Consider the following 18,600-nt stretch of genomic DNA (forward strand, 5'->3'; position numbering starts at 1 on the left):
GCTTAGGCGTACCATTACCCGACCCAGACCACGTCCGAAAGGAGCGCCCGCGCGGCGCCCCGGAAGAACCCCATGCTGCAACCCGTTTCGGCCAACACCGATCTGCCCGCGGACGCGCCAGCCGCCCCCGTGCTGCAGGTCAGCACGCTATCCCCCTTCGCGTTTCCGGCGTTCCGCATCATCTGGATCGCCAACCTGTTCGCCAACCTGGGCACCTGGGCGCAATCCGTCGCTGCCGCATGGATCATCACCACCGAGCAAAGCAGCCCGCTGATGGTCGCCATGATCCAGGTGGCCGCCGCCTTCCCGCTGGTGGCGCTGTCCATCCTGACCGGCGTGCTGGCGGACAACTACGACCGCCGCAAGGTCATGCTGACCGGCATGCTGCTGGAGCTGACGGGCGGCGTCTTCATCACCATCCTGGCCTTTGCCGGCCTGCTGCATCCCATCACGCTGATCGCGTCGGTGTTCTGCATCGCCATCGGCAGCGCCATCGTCACGCCAGCCTGGCAGGCTGCCGTGGGCGAACAGGTGCCGCGCGCGCACGTCGGCAGCGCGGTACTGCTGAACAGCGTCAACTTCAACGTGGCGCGCGCGGTAGGCCCGGCCATCGGCGGCCTGCTGCTGGGCGCCATGGGCGCGCCCTGGGTGTTCCTGCTGAACTGCTTTTGCTACGGCGGCCTGATCTGGGCGATCTGGCGCTGGAAACGCGACCTGCCCGTGCGCCGCCTGCCGCCCGAAGGCATCCTGGAAGGCGTGGTCGCCGCGCTGCGCTACACCCAGCATTCAACCGTCACCCGCGTGGTGATGCTGCGCTCGTTCGCCTTTGGTCTGTCGGCCAGCGCGCTATGGGCCTTGCTGCCGCTGCTGGCGCACGAACACGAAGGCGGCAGCGCCCTGCTGTACGGCTACATGCTGGGCGCACTGGGCCTGGGCGCGATCCTCGGCAGCGCCGTGGTGCGGCGGGTCCAGGCGACCTTGGGCGCGAGCGGCCTGATCAGCGTGGCGGCGGCCCTCCTGGCCGCGTGCCTGCTGGCGCTGGGCCTGGCCGGCACCCTGTGGGTGGCTTTTCCCGCGCTGCTGCTGTCCGGCAGCTGCTGGATCGGCGTGCTGGCCACCTACAACACCACCGTCCAGATGCTGGTGCCGGACTGGGTCAAGGCACGCGCGCTGGCGCTGTACCAGACGGCCATCTTCGGCGGCCTGGCGGCTGGCTCCTTCATGTGGGGCCATTTCGCCGGCACCATGGGCGTTTCCGGCGCCCTGGCCACCGCCGGCATCATGCTGGGCATCACCGTCGCGCTGATGTACCGCTCGCGGCTGCCCGAACATCTGGACACCACGTCGCTGGCGCGCGCGGACGCCACCGAGCCGGCGATGGCCGCGGTCGGCTTCAACACGCAGCACGGCGCGGTGCTGGTCGCCGTGGAGTACCTGATCGAAAAGGAAAAGCTGTCCGCGCTGATCGGCGCGGCGCATCCGCTGCGCCTGATGCGGTTGCGCAACGGCGCGCAGCAATGGCAGCTGTTCCGCGACCTGGAGCGCGAGGGCGTCTGGCGCGAAGTCTTCCTGGTGGAAAGCTGGATGCAGTACCTGCGCATGATCGACCGCATGACGCTGGAGGACAAGATGGTGCTGGACAAGGTGCGCGCGCTGCACGCCGGCGACAAGCCGCCGGTGGTGTCGCGCAACGTCAGCTATCTGGCCATGAACGAGGCGCAGGGCTTCTCGCTGCGCCGCGATCCGGAGTCTCTGTAGGCGCCGCGCCGGCGGGCCTGCCGGGCTTCAGGCGGCCGTTTCGGGCGCCCAGCCCGCGGCCGTGCGGCGCATGCGCGGCGACTCGAACGCACAGGCCACCGGAATCGGCGCGCCATCCGCGTCCACCAGCCGCTCGCGCCAGCGCTCGCCCTGGCACATGGCCACGACGATGCCCGCCACTTCCGCGCCGCAGCGCGCCAGCAGTTCCAGCGCGGACAGCATCGTCTGCCCCGTGCTGACGGCGTCGTCCACCACCAGCACGCGGCGCCCCGCCAGGCTGCCCGCCAGATTCGGATCCACGTACAGCAGCTTTCCGGCATCCGGCGTGGTCAGCGACTGTACCGGCACGGCCAGGCGTTCGTCGTACCAATACTTGCGCGAATAACCGAAGGGCACGTAGCGCGTGAACCCCAGGCCGCGCGCCACCATGGGCGCGAAAGCGAGGCCCAGCGTCGGCAGGCCCACGACCACCTCGGCCTTGAAGGCGCGCGCGCGCTCGGCCATGAAGCCGGCCAGGGCATCGACCACCTCCAGGCTGGCATGGTTGGCAATCAGCGAGGCCACGCAGCGATCAGGGTCGCCGGGCACGCCGCGCAGCGGCAGCACCAGGTAGCGGCCGTCAGGCAGCCGTGCTGGATAGCCGCGGGAATAGGGCGGACCCACCGGCAGCGCCAGCGCATCGGCGCTGACGATCTCCTGCCAGTAGTCGGTGGTGGCGTCGAAGGCCGGCGCGCCGGCGGCAATCGGGTCGTGTGAGGCAGTCATGCGTCGCGGAAAATAGCGGCTGCCGGTCAGCGCGCGCCGGCGGCCAGATAGGCTTCCGCCAGCGTCACCCAGTAGCTGGCCGTGACCGGCAGGATGTCGTCGTTGAAATCGTAATCGGGGTTGTGCACCATGCAGCCGCCTTCGCCCTCGCCATTGCCAACGATGAAATAGCTGCCGGGCACCTGCTCCAGCATGAAGGCGAAATCATCGCTGGCCTGCAACGGCTCCAGGTCAGGGATCAGCAGGTGTTCGCCCAGCCAGCCGCGCGCGACCTCGGCCGCGAACTGCGTGGCGGCGCGGTCATTGACCACCGGCGGATAGCGCCAGCGGTAGTCCACGTCGACGCTGGCGCGGTGCACGGCGGCCTGCGCCGTAGCGATCGCCGTGATGCGCTGGCGCAGCAGCGCGCGCGTTTCAGGGCGGCGTGCGCGCACCGTCAGGCGCAGCTCCACCGACTTGGGAATCACGTTGGGCGCGTCACCGCCGTGGATGGCGCCTATGGTCACCACCGCCATGTCGTTGGGATCGATCTCGCGCGAGACGATGGTCTGCAAGGCCAGCACGATGCTGGCCGCCGCCACGATGGGGTCCACCGCCACGTGCGGCATGGCCCCATGGCCGCCCACGCCGCTGACGGTCAGGATCACCGTGTCGGACGAGCTGTACATCACGCCGGAGCGGAAGCCGAAATGGCCGGCCGGATAGCCCGGCTCGTTGTGGAAGCTGTAGACGGCGTCGCAAGGAAAGCGTTCGAACAGGCCGTCGGCAATCATCTTCTGCGCGCCGCCATGGCCTTCCTCGGCGGGCTGGAAGATCAGGTGCACGGTGCCGTCGAAACGGCTGCGTTCGGCCAGCGCGCGGGCCGCGGCCAGCAACGTGGCCGTGTGGCCGTCGTGGCCGCAGGCGTGCATCTTGCCGGGATTCTGGCTGGCGTAGGGCAGGCCGGTGGTCTCATGGATGGGCAGGGCGTCCATATCGGCGCGCAGGCCCAGCCGGCGCGCGCCGCTGCCCCGGCGCAAGGTGCCCACCACGCCGGTCACGCCCAGGCCGCGATGCACTTCGTAGCCCCAGGCCGCCAGCCTTTCGGCCACCAGTTCGGCCGTGGCGACCTCCTGATAGGCCAGTTCGGGATTGGCGTGGATGCGATGGCGCAGCGCCACCATCTCTTCCTGGATGGCCTGGATCTCGGGCAGCACGGGGGGTGTATTCATGGCATGGCTTCCTGCAAAGGGGCAGGCCTATTCCTGCTGGATGTTGGCGCTCTTCACGATGTGCGCGTACAAGGCTTTTTCCTTCTTCAGGAAAGCGGCGAAATCCTGCGGCGTGCCCTGTCCGGGCATGGCGCCGCCTTCGGCCAGGCGCTTTTGCACCTCGTCCATGCGCAGCACCGCATTCAGCTCCAGGTTCAGCCGCTCGACCACGGCGGGGTCGGTGCCAACCGGCACGAACACGCCGGTCCAGGTGTTGAGTTCAAAGCCCTTGAGCGCCGGCGTCTCGCCAAACGCCTGCACCTGCGGCAACGTGTCCACGCGCGCGGCGGACGTCACGCCCAGCGCGTGCAACTTCTTCTGCTGCACCAGCGGCGTGGCGCTCGTGGTCACCAGCAGGCCCAGGTCCACCTGGCCGCCCATGACGTCGTTGGTGATCTGCGCGCCGCCGCGGTAGGGCACATGCACCAGTTTGACCTTTGCCTGGTCCTGCATCACCTCCATCGCCAGATGCAGCACGGTGCCCACGCCCGACGAAGCGTAGGTCAGCGTGTCGGGTTTCTCGCGCGCCAGCGCGATCAGCTCGTCCATGTTCTGCACCGGCAGGCCCGGACGCGCCAACAACACCACGGGCGCGGTGGTCACCAGCGCCACCGGCGCAAGATCGGCTTCGGCGTCGTACTTCACGGCCGAGTTGATCAGCCGGGCCACGCTGATCGGGCCGTCAAAGCCCATCACCAGCGTGTAGCCGTCCGGCTTGGCATGCACGGCCTTGGTCACGCCCAGCACGCCGCCCGCGCCCGCCACGTTGTCGACGATGACGGACTGCTTGAGGCGGTCCGACAGCTTTTGCGCCACCAGGCGCGCCGTGGTGTCGACGTTGCCGCCCGGACTGAACGGCACGATCAAGGTCAGGGGCCGGGCGTCGGGCCAGGTGTCGGCGCCGGCCGCAGGGGCAAGGCACAGCGCGGCGGCCAGCGCGGACACGGACAGGAACAGGAACAGGCGTTTGAACATGGAAGGAGCGGGGTCGGAGCGAGGAACGCGCGTGGAACCGGCAGCGCGGAGGAGGGCGACGGCGCCATCCTAACCAGATCCTGGTGATAACTGAAATGCTATATTTTTATAGATTCATCAGGCAAATCTATGACCAAGCGCCCTGCTTCCGATGGCCACGCTGCCCCCGCCCGCCAGCCCACGCTACGCCAGCTGCGCGGTTTCAAGGAAGTGGCCCGCCACGCCAGCTTCAGCCGCGCCGCCGAGGCCCTGGCGCTGAGCCAGCCGGCCCTGTCCGCCGCCATCCGCGAGCTGGAAACGCTGATGGGCGTGGCCCTGTTCGAGCGCAGCACCCACCATGTGCGCCTGACGCCCGCCGGACAAGCGGCGCGCGCGCAGATCGAATGGCTGCTTAACAGCTATACGCAGGGCGCCGAAGACCTGCAGCGCCTGCTGGACACGCAGGCCGCCACGGTGCGCATCGGCTGCATTCCGTCCACCATGCACCTGCTGGCGCCGGTGGTGGCGCAATGGCGCCTGCGCCATCCCGAAATCGTGCTGATCCTCAGCGACCACCTCAACGACGAACTCATGGCCGCGCTGGGCAATGGCGAACTGGATATTGGCCTGGGCCTGGACTTCGGCCTCACGCCCGGCGTGGCCGCGGCTTTCGTGGCCGAGGACGACCTGGTCGCGGTGCTGGCCGATACGCACCGGCTGGCGCGGCGCCAGGCGGTGACCTGGCAGGATTTGAAGGCGGAGCCATTGGCCGTGCTGTCGCGCGGCAGCACCTACGAAATGATCGTGGCCACGCTGCGCCAGCTGGGCTCGGACCTGGCCGCGACCGACACCCTGAATTACACCGACACGCTTTACAGCCTGGTGCGCGCGGGATTGCGCGTGGGCCTGATCTCGCGCCTGTACACGCAGGGGCAGCGGCAGGACGGCCTGGCCATCGTGCCATTGCAGCGTCCGCGGCTCACGCGGCGCATTTGCCTGATGATGCGCGCGCCCGAACAGCAGGCCCGCGCCGCGGTGCGGCTTTGCCACGCCGAACTGGCCCAATTGCTGCGCGAACGCGCAGCCATCCGGACACCCTAGAAAGCCGGACGCGGGCGCTCAGCCGCCCGTCCGCGCACGCCAGGCCACGGCGCGTTCGGCCCAGGCCTGATGGATCGCGTTCATGTTGCGCGCCAGCGTGGCGGCATCGCCGAAATTCACACGCGACCCCTGCAAGTGCAGCTGCATGCGGACTTCCTCCGATTCGAGCGCCCGCGCCACCTGCTGCTGCAGTTGCTCGACGCGGGCCGGCGCCACGCCGCGCGGCGCGAACAAGCCGGCCACACCGCCGCGCTCCAGTCCCGCGAAGCCCTGCTCGGCAAAGGTGGGAACATCGCCCAGATCGGCATGGCGGCCTGGACCCGAAATCGCCAGCAGGCGCAGCCGCCCGGCGCTTGCCGGCTCCCGCAATTCGGCCAGGGATGTCAGGCCCAGCGCCAGATAGCCGGCCTGCAGGTCGGTCACCAATGGCGCGCCGCCGCGATAGCACACTGCCGTGGCCGCCACGCCGAAACGCTCGGCCAGCAGCTCCACGGCCAGCTCCGGCACGCTGCCGGGCGCAGGCACGCCCACCGGCAGCGGCCCCTCGTGTCCGCGCAGATCCTGCAGCTTCAACCAACGCGAATCCGCCCTGACCGCCAGCGCAATGGCGCTCTGGTCGGTCGTCTGTGCCACCGCCGCGAAATCATCCGGCGACGCAAAGCCGGCCTGCGCCACGATATGCGGCAAGATGGCCAAGGTGTGCTCGTTGGTGAACAGCAGGGTATGCCCATCCGGGCGCGCGGCCAGCAGCTCCTGCGCCGCCAGCAAGCCCCCCGCGCCGGGCCGATTTTCGACCAGCACCACCTCGCCCAGGCCGGCCTCCAACTGCCGCGCCAACAAACGGGCGATCACATCCACCCCGCCCCCCGGCGGAAAGCCGACCAGGATGCGAGTCAGAGGCACGGCCCCAAGACGCCCTGCCGCCGCAGCGCCCAGAACGCCCAGCGCGAGCGCCGGCAAGAGCCGGCGACGGCGCTGGGATACGCCAAATTGCATGGTCGACCACTCCTTGGAAACGCGGCCCGGTGCCGCGCAGGCGGCAGGATAAGGAGAAACGCCCTGCAAGGAAAGCCAGCTCCCCACCCGGTCCGCGGGCCGGATCCCTTAACACGTTCTAGAATCAGTGATCGCAGCTTCCGGCCCTCTGTCCGGACGCGTTGCCCCCCGTGGTCCCGTACATGCTCTCGTTCTCCCGCAATACCGTCTATCCGGCCGGCGTCGGCCTGCCGGCAGCCGAACGCCCGGGCGCGCTCCTGGCCGTCATGCTGGCCCTGTGCATGGCCAGCCTGGACACCGCCATCGCCAACACGGCGCTACCCACCATTGCGCGCGACCTGCAGGCCAGCGATGCCGGGTCCATCTGGATCGTCAGCGGCTATCAGCTGGCCATGGTGGCGGGCCTGCTGCCGGCCGCGGCGCTGGGCGAAATCCTGGGCCACCGGCGAGTCTATATCGTGGGGCTGGCGATCTTCATCCTGTCTTCGCTGGCCAGCGGCCTGGCGCCGTCCTTGCCCACGCTGGTGATCGCGCGCGTGCTGCAAGGCCTGGGCGCGGCCGGCGTCATGAGCGTCAATGGCGCGCTGCTGCGCTTCATCTACCCCTCGCACCTGTTGGGCCGCGGCCTGGGCCTGAACGCCATGGTGGTGGGCATCTCCTTCGCGGCGGGGCCGACCGTGGCTTCGGCCATCCTGCTGCTGGGATCCTGGCACTGGCTGTTTCTGATCAACGTGCCCATCGGCCTGCTGGCGTTCGCGCTGGGCCTGCGCAAGCTGCCCGGGACCGCGCGCGCGCCGCATCGCTTCGACGGCCTGGCCGCAGTGCTGTGCGCCCTGACGCTGGGCCTGTTCGTGCTGGGGTCCAACGAATTGGCGCACGCCGCCCCCTGGCCGCGCGTGGCGCTGGAATGGGGCATCGCCGCAGCCAGCCTGTGGCTGCTGATGCGCCGGCAGGCCGGCCACCCCGCGCCCATCCTGGCGGTGGACCTGCTGCGCCGGCCCTTGTTCGCGCTGTCCGCAGCCACAGCCGTGTGCGCGTTCGCGGCGCAGGCGCTGGCCTTCGTGTCGCTGCCGTTCCTGCTGCAAGCCACGCTCGGCTACAGCCAGGTGCAGACCGGCTTTCTCATCACGCCCTGGCCGGTAGTGGTGGCGATCATGGCGCCGATAGCGGGACGGCTGTCGGACCGCTATGCGGCCGGCGCCCTGGGCGGCGTGGGTTTAGCCCTGCTGGCGCTGGGCCTGGCCTCAATGGCGCTGATGCCGGCCTCGCCATCAGTCTGGGACCTCTGCTGGCGCATGGCGCTGTGCGGCGCCGGCTTCGGCTTCTTCCAGTCGCCCAACCTGCGCGCCATCATGATGTCGGCGCCGGCCTCGCGCGCCGGCGGCGCCAGCGGCATGATAGGCACGGTGCGGCTGCTGGGCCAGGCCTCGGGCGCGGCCCTGGTGGCCGCCTGCTTCAACATTTCCAGCACGCACGGCGCCATTGCCGCGCTGTGGCTGGGTTGCGTGTGCGCCGCGCTGGCCTGCGTCGCCAGCTTTTCGCGGCTGCGCTTTGACGCGAGCGAGCCGGCGCAGGCCGGCTCGACGCGCTAGCGCCGCGCTATTCCCGCACGTAGCACGGGTACTGCGACTGCTGCGCGCGCGCACGCGCCGGATCCACCTCGATCACCACGATGGATTCGGTATCGCTGGTTTGCGCCAGAGGTTCGCCATCCGGCTGGAATGCGAATGCCGTCCCCCCGAATACCTGCCCCGCCGCCGTGCGCCCCGCTCGGTTCGAGCTGACCACATAACAGCCCGACACCAGCGCCGCCATGGCGCCCGCCGTCAGCCAGCGGCGCGTCGACGCGCTGCTGGCTCGCGGCGCCACGATCAGCTCGGCCCCCGCGCGTCCGTAGGCGCGCGAGCGCTCGTTGAACATCAATTCGGTGCATAGCTGCACGCCCAGGCGTATGCCGCCCACCTCGAATACCTCGAAGCCGTCCATGGCGGCATGGAACCAGGTCGCTTCGAAATAGCCCGGTTCCTCCGGGAAGTACTGCTTGTGGTGCAGCCGTGTGTAGCGGCCGTCCTGCAAGGCGAACGCCTCGTTGGCCAGCCGTCCACCCGCATGCACCGGCCGCGACGACACGACGGCCGGCACTCCCAGCGCCGCCAGCGCACCCAGGCCCGCCTCGTGGATGCGCACCGACGCTGCCGCGCGATCCGCGTCGTATTGCGGGTCCGCGGCCACCCAGGGGCCGAACGGCATTTCACTGGTCACCAACAGATCCGGGGCCAGCTCGCCGATGCGTTCGGCGATGCCTTCCCAGGTCGCGCCCTTGGGCTCCAGATCGGCCGGCCCTTCCATCATGCATATCCGCATACCCACATCCAATCTGATCGCGCGCTCCGGGATGAACGCGTCATCCACGGATGGTAGACCGCCTGCGGCGACTGCGGACGCGCGCGGGTCCAAGCCGTCCGTTGCGGGCGCGATCCTGTCCGGATCTGCCCGTTTCAGGCAAGCGTTGCGGCGTCGACCAGCGCGCCATGCCGGACCACCCGCTTGGGCAGATCGCCGCCTATCCAGTAGGCCAGTTCGGCGGGATGCCGCACCTCCCAGGCGACGAAGTCCGCATACTTGCCGGCTTCCAGCGTGCCATGCGTGGCCTGCAGGCCCAGCGCTTTGGCCGCATGCGCCGTCGCCCCCGCCAACGATTCTTCGGGCGTCAGGCGGAACAGCGTGCAGGCCATGCTCAACATCAGCCGCAGCGACAGAGCGGGCGAGGTGCCGGGATTCAGGTCGCTGGAGATGGCGATGGGTACGCCATGGCGGCGCAACAGGTCGATGGGAGGCAGCTTGGTCTCGCGCAGGGCGTAGAACGCCCCAGGCAGCAGCACCGCCACCGTGCCGGCCTGCGCCATTGCCAGCACATCGCTTTCGGTCAGGTATTCCAGATGGTCCGCCGACCAGGCGCCATAACGTGCGGCCAGCGTCGCGCCGTGCAACGAAGACAGTTGCTCCGCATGCAGCTTCACGGGCAGCCCCAGTTCACCCGCGGCCTGGAACACCCGTTCGACCTGCGCCGGCGTGAATGCCAGATGCTCGCAGAAGGCATCCACCGCGTCGATCAGGCCCTCGGCCGCCAGTACCGGCAACATGCGGCGCGCAACTTCATCGACGTAGTCGTCGGCCCGCCCGGCATACTCGGGCGGCAGCGCGTGCGCGGCCAGGCAGGTCGCGCTGACGGTCAGCGGCAAAGTCTGGCCCAGGCGCCGCGCCACCCTGAGCATCTTGCGCTCGTTGGGCAGGTCCAGCCCATAGCCCGATTTCACTTCCAGCGTGGTCACGCCGTCGCGCATCAGATGCAGGGCGCGCCTGCGCGCGCTGGCGTAGAGTTCGTCCTCGCTGGCGGCGCGGGTGGCGCGCACGGTGCTGGCGATGCCGCCGCCTTGCGCGGCAATGGTGGCGTAGTCCACGCCTTGCAGGCGCTGCTCGAACTCCAGGCTGCGATCGCCGCCAAACACCAGATGGGTGTGGCAATCGATCAATCCGGGCGTGACCCATGCGCCGCCCAGGTCATGCTCGCCCGCAACGTCCGCTGGCGGCAGCGTTGCCTCGGGACCGATCCATTCGATACGGTTCTCGCGCGTGACGATGGCGGCCCGTTCGATCACGGAGTATTTGCCTTGCGCCATCGTGGCTGCGTGGCAATTGCGCCAGACCTGTTTCATGCGTAGGCTCCTGTTGCGCGCCGGCGTTAAAGACTGGGCAACAGGCCCGCCGGCACCAGCGCCGTCAGACCCTGGCCCGCGATGAGCAGACTCGCCGCCTCGATGTCGGGTGCGAAGAAGCGGTCCCGCTCATAATGCGCCACTTTCTCGCGCAACAGGCCGCGCGCACGCTCCAGCTTGGGCGCGGTCTTCAGGCCCTGGCGGAAATCCAGGCCCTGGCAGGCGCCGAGCCATTCGATCGCGAGGATGTCGCGCACGTTCTCGGCCATGGGCCAGAGCCGCTTGCCCGCATTCGGCGCCATGGACACGTGGTCCTCCTGGTTGGCCGAAGTCGGCAGGCTGTCCACGCTGGCCGGGTGCGCCAGCGCCTTGTTGTCGCTGGCCAGCGCCGCCGCGGTCACCTGGGCAATCATGAAGCCGGAGTTCACGCCGCCGTTGCTCACCAGGAACGGCGGCAGCTGCGACATGTGCTTGTCCATCATCAGCGAAATACGGCGCTCGGACAGCGCGCCGATCTCTGCCAGCGCCAACGCCAGGTTGTCCGCCGCCATGGCCACGGGCTCGGCATGGAAGTTGCCGCCCGACACCACGTCGCCCTGCTCGGCAAACACCAGCGGATTGTCCGAGACCGCGTTGGACTCGATCTCCAGCACCTGGGCCGCATGGCGTATCTGCGTCAGGCAGGCGCCCATGACCTGCGGCTGGCAGCGCAGCGAATAGGGGTCTTGCACCTTGTCGCAGTTTGCGTGTGAATGCCCGACCTCGCTGTCCTCGGTCAGCAGATCGCGGTACACGGCCGCCACGTCGATCTGGCCAGGCTGACCACGCGCGGCGTGGATGCGGGGATCGAACGGTGCGCGCGATGCCAGCATGGCTTCCACGCTGAGACTGCCGCAGACCAGCGCGGCAGCCAGCAGATCCTCGGCCTCGAACAGGCCGCGCAGCGCATAGGCCGTCGAAACCTGCGTACCGTTCAAGAGCGCCAGGCCTTCCTTGGCCGCCAGCGTCAGGGGTTCCAGCCCCGCCTGGGCCAGCGCTTCGCGCGCGGGCAGCCAGGCGCCGCGATGGCGCGCCTTGCTCTCGCCCAGCAGCAGCAGGGACATGTGCGCCAGCGGCGCAAGGTCGCCCGACGCGCCCACCGATCCCTTCAGCGGAATATGCGGATAGACCTCGGCGTTCACCAGCGCGATCAACGCGTCGATGACCTTGCGGCGGATGCCCGAATAACCCCGCGCCAGGCTGTTGATCTTCAACACCATGATCAGCCGCACCATCGCGTCGTCCAGCGCCTCGCCCACTCCGGCCGCGTGCGACAGCACCAGCGAACTCTGCAGGGCTTCCAGGTCCTCGCGCGCGATCCGCGTCGTGGCGAGCAGCCCGAATCCGGTGTTGATGCCGTAGGCCGTGCGGCCTTCATCGATGATGCGTTCGACGCAGGCCACGCTGGCCTCGATCGGCCCGGCGGCAGCCGGGTCCAGCGTCACGCGCGCCGGCTGCTGATAGACGCGCCGCAGGTCCGCCAAGGTCATGTGGCCGGGTGTCAGATGCAATTCCATTGTTGTTCTCCTAGGCGAGTGCCGGCGTCAAAGCGTATGGGTGGCGCGGGCGGCGCCACGATGTTGCGGTACGGCATCCCGGCGCGCGAACAGGTAATACAGGATGCTGGGCACGACCAGGCCGATGATCCACGAGATATCCACCCCGCCCAGGCGCTCGACCATCGGACCCGTGTAGAGCTTGGTCGAAATGAAGGGCATCTGCACCAGCACCCCGAACAGATATATCAGGATCCCTGGCCAGTTCCAACGGCCATAGCGCCCATTCGGATCCGACAGCGCTTCCACGTCGTATTGCTCGCGGCTCACGAAGTAGTAGTCGACCAGATTAACCGCGCTCCACGGCACGAAAAACGCCAGCAGGAACAGGATGAAGGACTTGAACGCGTTCAGGAAGGAATGCTGCCCGATCAGCGCCACCGCCGTGGCCGCTGCGACGATCACCAGCACCAGCAGCGCGCGCTGCCGGCGGGAAATCTCCACATGTCCGCGAAAGCCGCTGGCGATGGTCGCGATGCACATGAAGCTGCCGTAGGAGTTCAGCGTCGAAATCGTGACCTTGCCGAACGCGATGGTGAAGTACAGCAGCGCGGCCATGGCTCCCGTGCCGCCCAGCCCGACGATGTAGGCGACCTCGCGCCCGGCAAACTGGCCGGCCGCCATGGCCGCGGCCAGCACGCCCAGCACCATTGCAATCTGCGCGCCCAGCACCGAACCCAGCCCTACCGCCAGGAAGGTCTTGAACGACGAGGTCCGGCTCGGCAGATAGCGCGAGTAGTCCGCGACGTAAGGCCCATAGGCGATCTGCCACGATGCCGCCAGCGACACCGACAGCAGGAAGGAACTCCACGTGAAGTGGCGGATCTGCAGCAACTGGCCCACGTCGCCCAGCGCGATCACGCGGCTGAACAGGTAGAAGAAGGCAATGATGCCCAGCACCGTCGCGATCCGCCCGATGATGTGGATCATGCGGTAGCCGAACAACGTCACCCCGGCGATCACGGCGGCGAATATCAGGATGCCGGCCGTATCGCTCACGCCGAACAACTGGCCCAGGGCCTGCCCCGACAGCACCGTGCCCGTGGCCGTGAATCCCAGGTACATCAGGCACACCAGCACGATGGGGATCGCCGCGCCATAGACGCCGAACTGCACCCGGCTGGAGATCATTTGGGGCAATCCCAGCTTGGGTCCCTGGGCAGCATGCAGCGCCATCACCGCGCCGCCAAAAACCTGGCCGACGAACAGCCCGATCAGCGACCAGAAAACGTCTCCGCCCAGCACCACCGCCAAGGCTCCGGTGATGATGGCGGTGATCTGCAGATTGGCGCCCATCCACAGCGTGAACTGGCTGTAGAGCTTGCCGTGGCGCTCCGTTTCGGGAATGAAATCGATCGAGCGCCGCTCGATGAGCGGCCCCCTTGCTGCCTGGCTGTCCTGAGTCATTGCGTAGTCTCGGTCATGGCGTATGGACGGGCGCGGTCGCGGCCCGCAGGTATGGGCGGCGCGGTATCAGCGCTTGCCCGCAAGCATGGGCAGATTCAGGCCCTGCTCCTGCGCGCATTCAATGGCGGCTGCGTAGCCCGCGTCGGCATGCCGCATGACGCCCGTGCCCGGATCGTTGGTCAGCACGCGGGCGATGCGCTCGGCCGCCTCGTCCGTGCCGTCGCAGACGATGACCATGCCGGCATGCTGCGAAAAGCCCATGCCCACGCCGCCGCCATGGTGCAGCGACACCCAGGTCGCGCCGCTGGCCGTGTTCAGCAGTGCGTTCAGCAGCGGCCAATCGGATACCGCGTCCGAACCGTCGCGCATCGATTCCGTTTCACGGTTGGGGCTGGCGACAGAGCCGGAATCCAGATGGTCGCGGCCGATGACGATGGGCGCCGACAGCTCGCCCGTGCGGACCATTTCATTGAACGCCAGGCCCAGCTTGGCGCGCTGGCCCAGGCCCACCCAGCAGATGCGCGCCGGCAGGCCCTGGAAGCTGATGCGTTCGCGCGCCATGTCCAGCCAGCGGTGCAGGTGTGCGTCGTCCGGGATCAGTTCCTTGACCTTGGCGTCGGTCTTGTAGATGTCTTGCGGATCGCCCGACAGCGCGGCCCAGCGGAACGGGCCCACGCCGCGGCAGAACAATGGCCGGATGTAGGCGGGCACGAAACCCGGAAAATCGAACGCGTCCGCCACGCCTTCTTCCTTGGCCATCTGGCGGATGTTGTTGCCATAATCGAAGGTCGGAACGCCCTGGCGCTGGAAGGCCAGCATGGCCTGCACGTGCACCGCCATGGACTGCTTGGCCGCCTTGATGACCGCGGCCGGTTCGCGCTTGGCGCGCGCGCGATAGTCCTGCCAGGTCCAGCCGGCCGGCAGATAGCCGTTCAGCGGATCGTGCGCGCTGGTCTGGTCCGTCACCATGTCCGGGCGCACGCCGCGGCGCACCAGTTCCGGCAGGATCTCGGCGGCGTTGCCGCACAGGGCGATGGAAACGGCGCGGCCTTCCTGCGTGTACTTGGCGATGCGCGCCAACGCGTCATCCAGGTCGCGCGCCTGTTCGTCCACATAGCGGGTGCGCAGGCGGAAATCGATGCTGGTCTGCTGGCATTCGATGTTCAGCGAGCAGGCGCCAGCCAGCGTGGCCGCCAGCGGTTGCGCGCCGCCCATGCCGCCCAGGCCGGCGGTCAGCACCCAGCGCCCTTTGAGGTTGCCGCCATAGTGCTGGCGGCCCGCCTCGACGAAGGTCTCGTACGTACCCTGCACGATGCCCTGGCTGCCGATGTAGATCCAGCTGCCCGCCGTCATCTGACCGTACATGGCCAGGCCCTTGGCATCCAGTTCGTTGAAGTGTTCCCAGGTGGCCCAGTGCGGCACCAGGTTGGAGTTGGCGATCAGCACGCGCGGCGCGTTGGCATGGGTCTTGAAAACGCCTACCGGCTTGCCGGATTGCACCAGCAGGGTTTCGTCTTCGTTCAGGTTCTTGAGCGATTCGACGATCTTGTCATAGCAATCCCAGTCCCGGGCGGCGCGGCCGATGCCGCCGTAAACCACCAGTTCCTTCGGGTTCTCGGCCACGTCGGGATCCAGGTTGTTCATCAGCATGCGCAAGGGGGCTTCGGTCAGCCAGCTCTTGGCGTTCAGTTGCTTGCCGCGCGGTGCGCGGATGACCACGTCGCGGTATCGGTTCGAGTTGTCCAAGAGGCTCTCCTTGATCGGTTCGGTTGCGCGCCTGCGTGGCGCTGCGCTTGTCTGGATCATAGGATGCCTATGCTTGTATATACAAGTCAATATGAGTCGATTTTTCTCAGGGATTACCCGAATAAAAAAGCCGAGGCGACAGCACCCCGGCTTTCATCGGCAACAACGGAATACGGCCGCTCCAGGCGGCCGCGCAATCAGACGCTACGCGGCAACAGTTCGATCACGCAGGCGTCCAGCGGCGCCTCGGCCTCCAGCCGGTACTCGGCCAGGCAGTCCATGGACTCGGCATGCAGGCAGTCGTAACGCGACGGCAGCACTTGCGGCTTGCCGTCGATGCGCACCGTAAGCGGGCCGCCCGCCGTCAGCACCAGCACATCGCGCGCGGCGCTGTGGAATGTCCATGGCCCTGCGCCCGCCACCCACTGCAGCCGGGCATGCCAGCGCGCCGGCGCGTAGATCAGGTTGAAGTCGCGTATCGGCCCATCCAGCAGACGGCACTGCACTTGGGCCTCGCCTGCGAAGGCATAGGCCTGGCGCGGCGTGAGCGGCGTCTGCAGGCTGCCGTCCACCGTCAGCTGGATGCCCGAGCCCTCCAGTACCGTGATGATGCGCTGATAGCCCGTGAACGCGGAAAAGCCGCCGTCCTGTGCCACATCGGCGATGGACAGGCGCCAGTCGAACCCGGCCGCGCTGCCGCCGGGATTGCAGACGACTTCCTGCGTGGTGCCGCCGCCGTTGCGCCAGGGCATGCGCGGATAGTCGGCGGCGCGATACAGATGGACTTCGGGTTGCTTCATGAGGTGAACTTGCCTTCCAGGCGGTGCCGGGAACCAGGGTGAATCAAACGGGCCAGGGTGACGGCGCGATCGCCCGACCAGGTGCGGCGGCTGATCAACAGACAGGGCTCGTCGCGCTCGATCTGCAACAGCTGGCATTCGCGCGGCTTGGCGAGGATGGCCTCGACCACGTGCTCGCCTTCGCTCAGCGGCGCGACGCGCGTCAGGTATTCGTACGGCGTGCTATGCGTGAAGTCCTGCTTCAGGTAGTCCGGCGCCAGGCCCACATTGACGTAGCGGTCCTCCAGCTGGATCGGCAGGTCGTCTTCGTAGTGCACGATGATCGAGTGGTACACCGGCTGCCCGGCGCGGATATCCAGCGCCAGCGCCTGTTCGGCGCCTGCAGGCTCTTCGGCCAGACGCACCACGCGGCTGTGGTGGCGATGATTGCGCGCCGCGATCTCGTCGGCGATGTTATTGACGGCGAACAGCGCCGAGCGCGCCTTGGGCTGGGCCACGAAGGTGCCCACGCCCTGCATGCGCACCAGCAGTCCCTCGGCCGTCAACTCGCGCAAGGCGCGATTGATGGTCATGCGGCTGAACCCGAGCTCATCGACCAGTTCGCTTTCCGACGGCACCCGGTAGTGTTCCGGCCAAGCGCCGCTGCGGATCTGCTGCGCGATCATTTGCTTGACCTGCGCATAGAGTGGCGCAGGCGGCGCATTGGCCTGGATGGGCAATTTGGGGGGATTGGAAGCCATGGGAGATCCTGTAATGCGGCGCCAGGCGACGGATGGCGGTCAGCGCCTAGTATAGACAGGTACAGACGGCTCGCGGATCCGCAGACCCCGCGCGGCCCCGGCTTGTCGCCCGCGCCGCGCCTAGGCATGGTCCCCGGCGCGGGAGTACCGTAGTGGACGTGGGCAGCCAGATTTTCTATACTCCCCCCCTGTATTCATCGGAGCCTGCCGTGCCGCACTCCCCGGAAGAGAAAAAACGCGTCGTCACCCGCTTGCGCCGCATCCAGGGCCAGGCGCTGGCGCTGGAGCGGGCCGTGAACGAAGGCACGGAATGCGGCGCGCTGCTGCAGCAGCTGGCCGCCTTGCGCGGCGCCGCCACCGGCCTGATGGCCGAGGTGCTGGAAAGCCATCTGCGCGAAACCTTCCTCCAAACCGCCCAGGGCGGCCGCCAGGACGCCACGATCGAACCCGAAGCCGAGATCGATCTCTTGATGCGCCTGGTCCGTTCCTATCTGAAATAACGCCATCTGACATACGTGGAGCCCTAACTATGAAATCACGCGCAGCAGTCGCATTCGGACCCGGCAAGCCGCTGGAAATCGTTGAAATCGACGTCGCCCCGCCGCAGCACGGCGAAGTGCTGGTGAAGATCACCCACACCGGCGTCTGCCACACCGACGCCTTCACCCTCAGCGGCGACGATCCGGAAGGCCTGTTCCCCGCCGTGCTGGGCCACGAAGGCGCGGGCGTGGTGGTCGAAGTCGGCGAAGGCGTGACTTCGCTGAAGCCCGGCGACCACGTCATCCCGCTCTACACGGCCGAATGCCGCGAATGCAAGTTCTGCCTGTCCGGCAAGACCAACCTGTGCCAGAAAGTGCGCGCCACGCAGGGCAAGGGCGTCATGCCCGACGGCACCTCGCGCTTCAGCTATGAAGGCAAGCCGCTCTACCACTACATGGGCTGCTCGACCTTCAGCGAATACACCGTGGTCAACGAGATCTCGCTGGCCAAGATCAATCCTGCCGCTCCGCATGAAAAGGTCTGCCTGCTGGGTTGCGGCGTCACCACCGGCCTGGGCGCCGTGCACAACACCGCCAAGGTCAAGGAAGGCGACACCGTCGCCGTGTTCGGCCTGGGCGGCATCGGCCTGGCCGTGATCCAGGGCGCGGTGCAGGCCAAGGCCGGCCGCATCATCGCCGTGGACACCAACCCCAACAAGTTCGTGCTGGCCAGCGCCATGGGCGCCACCGACTGCGTCAACCCCAAGGACCACGACAAGCCTATCCAGGACGTGATCGTCGAAATGACCGACGGCGGCGTAGACTTCTCGTTCGAGTGCATCGGCAACGTTCACGTCATGCGCGCCGCGCTGGAATGCTGCCACAAGGGCTGGGGCGAGAGCATCATCATCGGCGTGGCTGGCGCCGGCCAGGAAATCAGCACGCGCCCGTTCCAGCTGGTCACGGGCCGCGTCTGGCGCGGTTCGGCCTTCGGCGGCGTCAAGGGCCGCACACAGCTGCCGGGCATGGTGGAAGACGCCATGAGCGGCAAGATCGACCTGGACCCGTTCGTGACCCACACGCTGCCGCTGGAACGCATCAACGAAGCCTTCGACCTGATGCATGAAGGCAAGTCGATCCGCACGGTGATCCACTACTAAACCCGCGTCTTGCGGCAACGACGGGCCCGGCGCGACATGCGCCGGGCCCGTTGCTTTTGCATGACAGGCTTGCGACATGTCGTCGCGCAACATGACAGCACTGTCATTCATTTCGGCGTCATCTTGACCCGCG

At 67.9% G+C, this 18,600-nt stretch carries 16 protein-coding genes; 5 read left to right on the top strand and 11 right to left on the bottom strand.

Annotated features, from left to right (window positions below; translation table 11 throughout):
- Window positions 1-72 precede the first annotated feature (72 nt).
- Entirely contained in the window at window positions 73-1,758 is a 1,686-nt protein-coding gene (locus HV793_RS05770; RefSeq protein WP_175212811.1) for an MFS transporter, read from the top strand.
- Window positions 1,759-1,785: 27 nt separating this feature from the next.
- Here HV793_RS05770 and HV793_RS05775 read toward each other — a convergent pair whose 3' ends face one another.
- The 3 genes from HV793_RS05775 to HV793_RS05785 are packed head-to-tail and all read right to left on the bottom strand — an operon-like array spanning window position 1,786 to window position 4,748.
- Complete coding sequence (locus tag HV793_RS05775) at window positions 1,786-2,523, bottom strand: phosphoribosyltransferase (protein ID WP_119449906.1); 738 nt, start codon at window positions 2,521-2,523, stop codon at window positions 1,786-1,788.
- 26 nt (window positions 2,524-2,549) lie between these two features.
- Window positions 2,550-3,734 (bottom strand): M20 aminoacylase family protein, encoded by a 1,185-nt coding sequence (locus HV793_RS05780; RefSeq protein ID WP_125470590.1) that lies wholly within the window; start codon window positions 3,732-3,734, stop codon window positions 2,550-2,552.
- Between the two features lie 27 nt (window positions 3,735-3,761).
- A complete protein-coding gene (locus HV793_RS05785) occupies window positions 3,762-4,748 on the bottom strand; it encodes a Bug family tripartite tricarboxylate transporter substrate binding protein (RefSeq protein ID WP_175212812.1) in 987 nt (328 codons plus the stop codon).
- 129 nt (window positions 4,749-4,877) lie between these two features.
- Between HV793_RS05785 and HV793_RS05790 the strand changes: the two genes are divergently transcribed.
- Window positions 4,878-5,828, top strand: coding sequence for a LysR family transcriptional regulator (locus HV793_RS05790; protein ID WP_175180383.1), 951 nt, complete (start codon window positions 4,878-4,880; stop codon window positions 5,826-5,828).
- Window positions 5,829-5,846: 18 nt separating this feature from the next.
- On the opposite strand, the gene HV793_RS05795 is transcribed toward HV793_RS05790, so the two are convergent.
- Window positions 5,847-6,824, bottom strand: a complete 978-nt coding sequence (locus HV793_RS05795) for a tripartite tricarboxylate transporter substrate-binding protein (protein WP_175212813.1) — start codon at window positions 6,822-6,824, stop codon at window positions 5,847-5,849.
- Between the two features lie 182 nt (window positions 6,825-7,006).
- Between HV793_RS05795 and HV793_RS05800 the strand changes: the two genes are divergently transcribed.
- Complete coding sequence (locus tag HV793_RS05800) at window positions 7,007-8,416, top strand: MFS transporter (protein ID WP_054455906.1); 1,410 nt, start codon at window positions 7,007-7,009, stop codon at window positions 8,414-8,416.
- A 7-nt stretch (window positions 8,417-8,423) separates the two neighbouring features.
- Here the strand turns inward: HV793_RS05800 and HV793_RS05805 are convergent, their stop codons facing one another.
- The 7 genes from HV793_RS05805 to hutC form a co-directional block, all read right to left on the bottom strand.
- Entirely contained in the window at window positions 8,424-9,176 is a 753-nt protein-coding gene (locus tag HV793_RS05805; RefSeq protein WP_225588862.1) for a carbon-nitrogen hydrolase family protein, read from the bottom strand.
- Window positions 9,177-9,322: 146 nt separating this feature from the next.
- Window positions 9,323-10,540 (bottom strand): imidazolonepropionase, encoded by a 1,218-nt coding sequence (gene hutI / locus HV793_RS05810; protein WP_175212814.1) that lies wholly within the window; start codon window positions 10,538-10,540, stop codon window positions 9,323-9,325.
- A gap of 26 nt (window positions 10,541-10,566) precedes the next feature.
- Window positions 10,567-12,096, bottom strand: a complete 1,530-nt coding sequence (gene hutH, locus HV793_RS05815) for a histidine ammonia-lyase (protein ID WP_054455350.1) — start codon at window positions 12,094-12,096, stop codon at window positions 10,567-10,569.
- Window positions 12,097-12,123: 27 nt separating this feature from the next.
- Window positions 12,124-13,542: a purine-cytosine permease family protein gene (locus HV793_RS05820; protein ID WP_175212815.1), complete on the bottom strand. Its 1,419-nt coding sequence runs from the start codon at window positions 13,540-13,542 to the stop codon at window positions 12,124-12,126.
- Between the two features lie 66 nt (window positions 13,543-13,608).
- The gene (gene hutU / locus HV793_RS05825) at window positions 13,609-15,288 is read right to left on the bottom strand and encodes a urocanate hydratase (protein WP_054455354.1); all 1,680 of its coding nucleotides are present in this window, start codon (window positions 15,286-15,288) and stop codon (window positions 13,609-13,611) included.
- Window positions 15,289-15,485: 197 nt separating this feature from the next.
- On the bottom strand, window positions 15,486-16,088 hold the full coding sequence (locus tag HV793_RS05830; protein WP_175212816.1) for a HutD/Ves family protein: 603 nt from the start codon (window positions 16,086-16,088) through the stop codon (window positions 15,486-15,488).
- Window positions 16,085-16,828 carry a histidine utilization transcriptional repressor HutC gene (hutC, locus tag HV793_RS05835; RefSeq protein WP_054455358.1) on the bottom strand — a complete coding sequence of 248 codons (744 nt, stop codon included), beginning with the start codon at window positions 16,826-16,828 and terminating at the stop codon, window positions 16,085-16,087. The genes HV793_RS05830 and hutC overlap by 4 nt, the downstream gene beginning before the upstream one ends.
- A 209-nt stretch (window positions 16,829-17,037) precedes the next feature.
- Between hutC and HV793_RS05840 the strand changes: the two genes are divergently transcribed.
- Together HV793_RS05840 and HV793_RS05845 are read left to right on the top strand one after the other, a co-directional pair.
- Window positions 17,038-17,328, top strand: a complete 291-nt coding sequence (locus HV793_RS05840; RefSeq protein WP_054455908.1) for a metal-sensing transcriptional repressor — start codon at window positions 17,038-17,040, stop codon at window positions 17,326-17,328.
- 29 nt (window positions 17,329-17,357) lie between these two features.
- Complete coding sequence (locus tag HV793_RS05845; RefSeq protein ID WP_054455360.1) at window positions 17,358-18,467, top strand: S-(hydroxymethyl)glutathione dehydrogenase/class III alcohol dehydrogenase; 1,110 nt, start codon at window positions 17,358-17,360, stop codon at window positions 18,465-18,467.
- The last annotated feature ends 133 nt before the right edge of the window (window positions 18,468-18,600 follow it).

The organism is Achromobacter aegrifaciens (assembly GCF_902859965.1).
Classification (GTDB): Bacteria; Pseudomonadota; Gammaproteobacteria; order Burkholderiales; family Burkholderiaceae_B; genus Achromobacter; species Achromobacter aegrifaciens.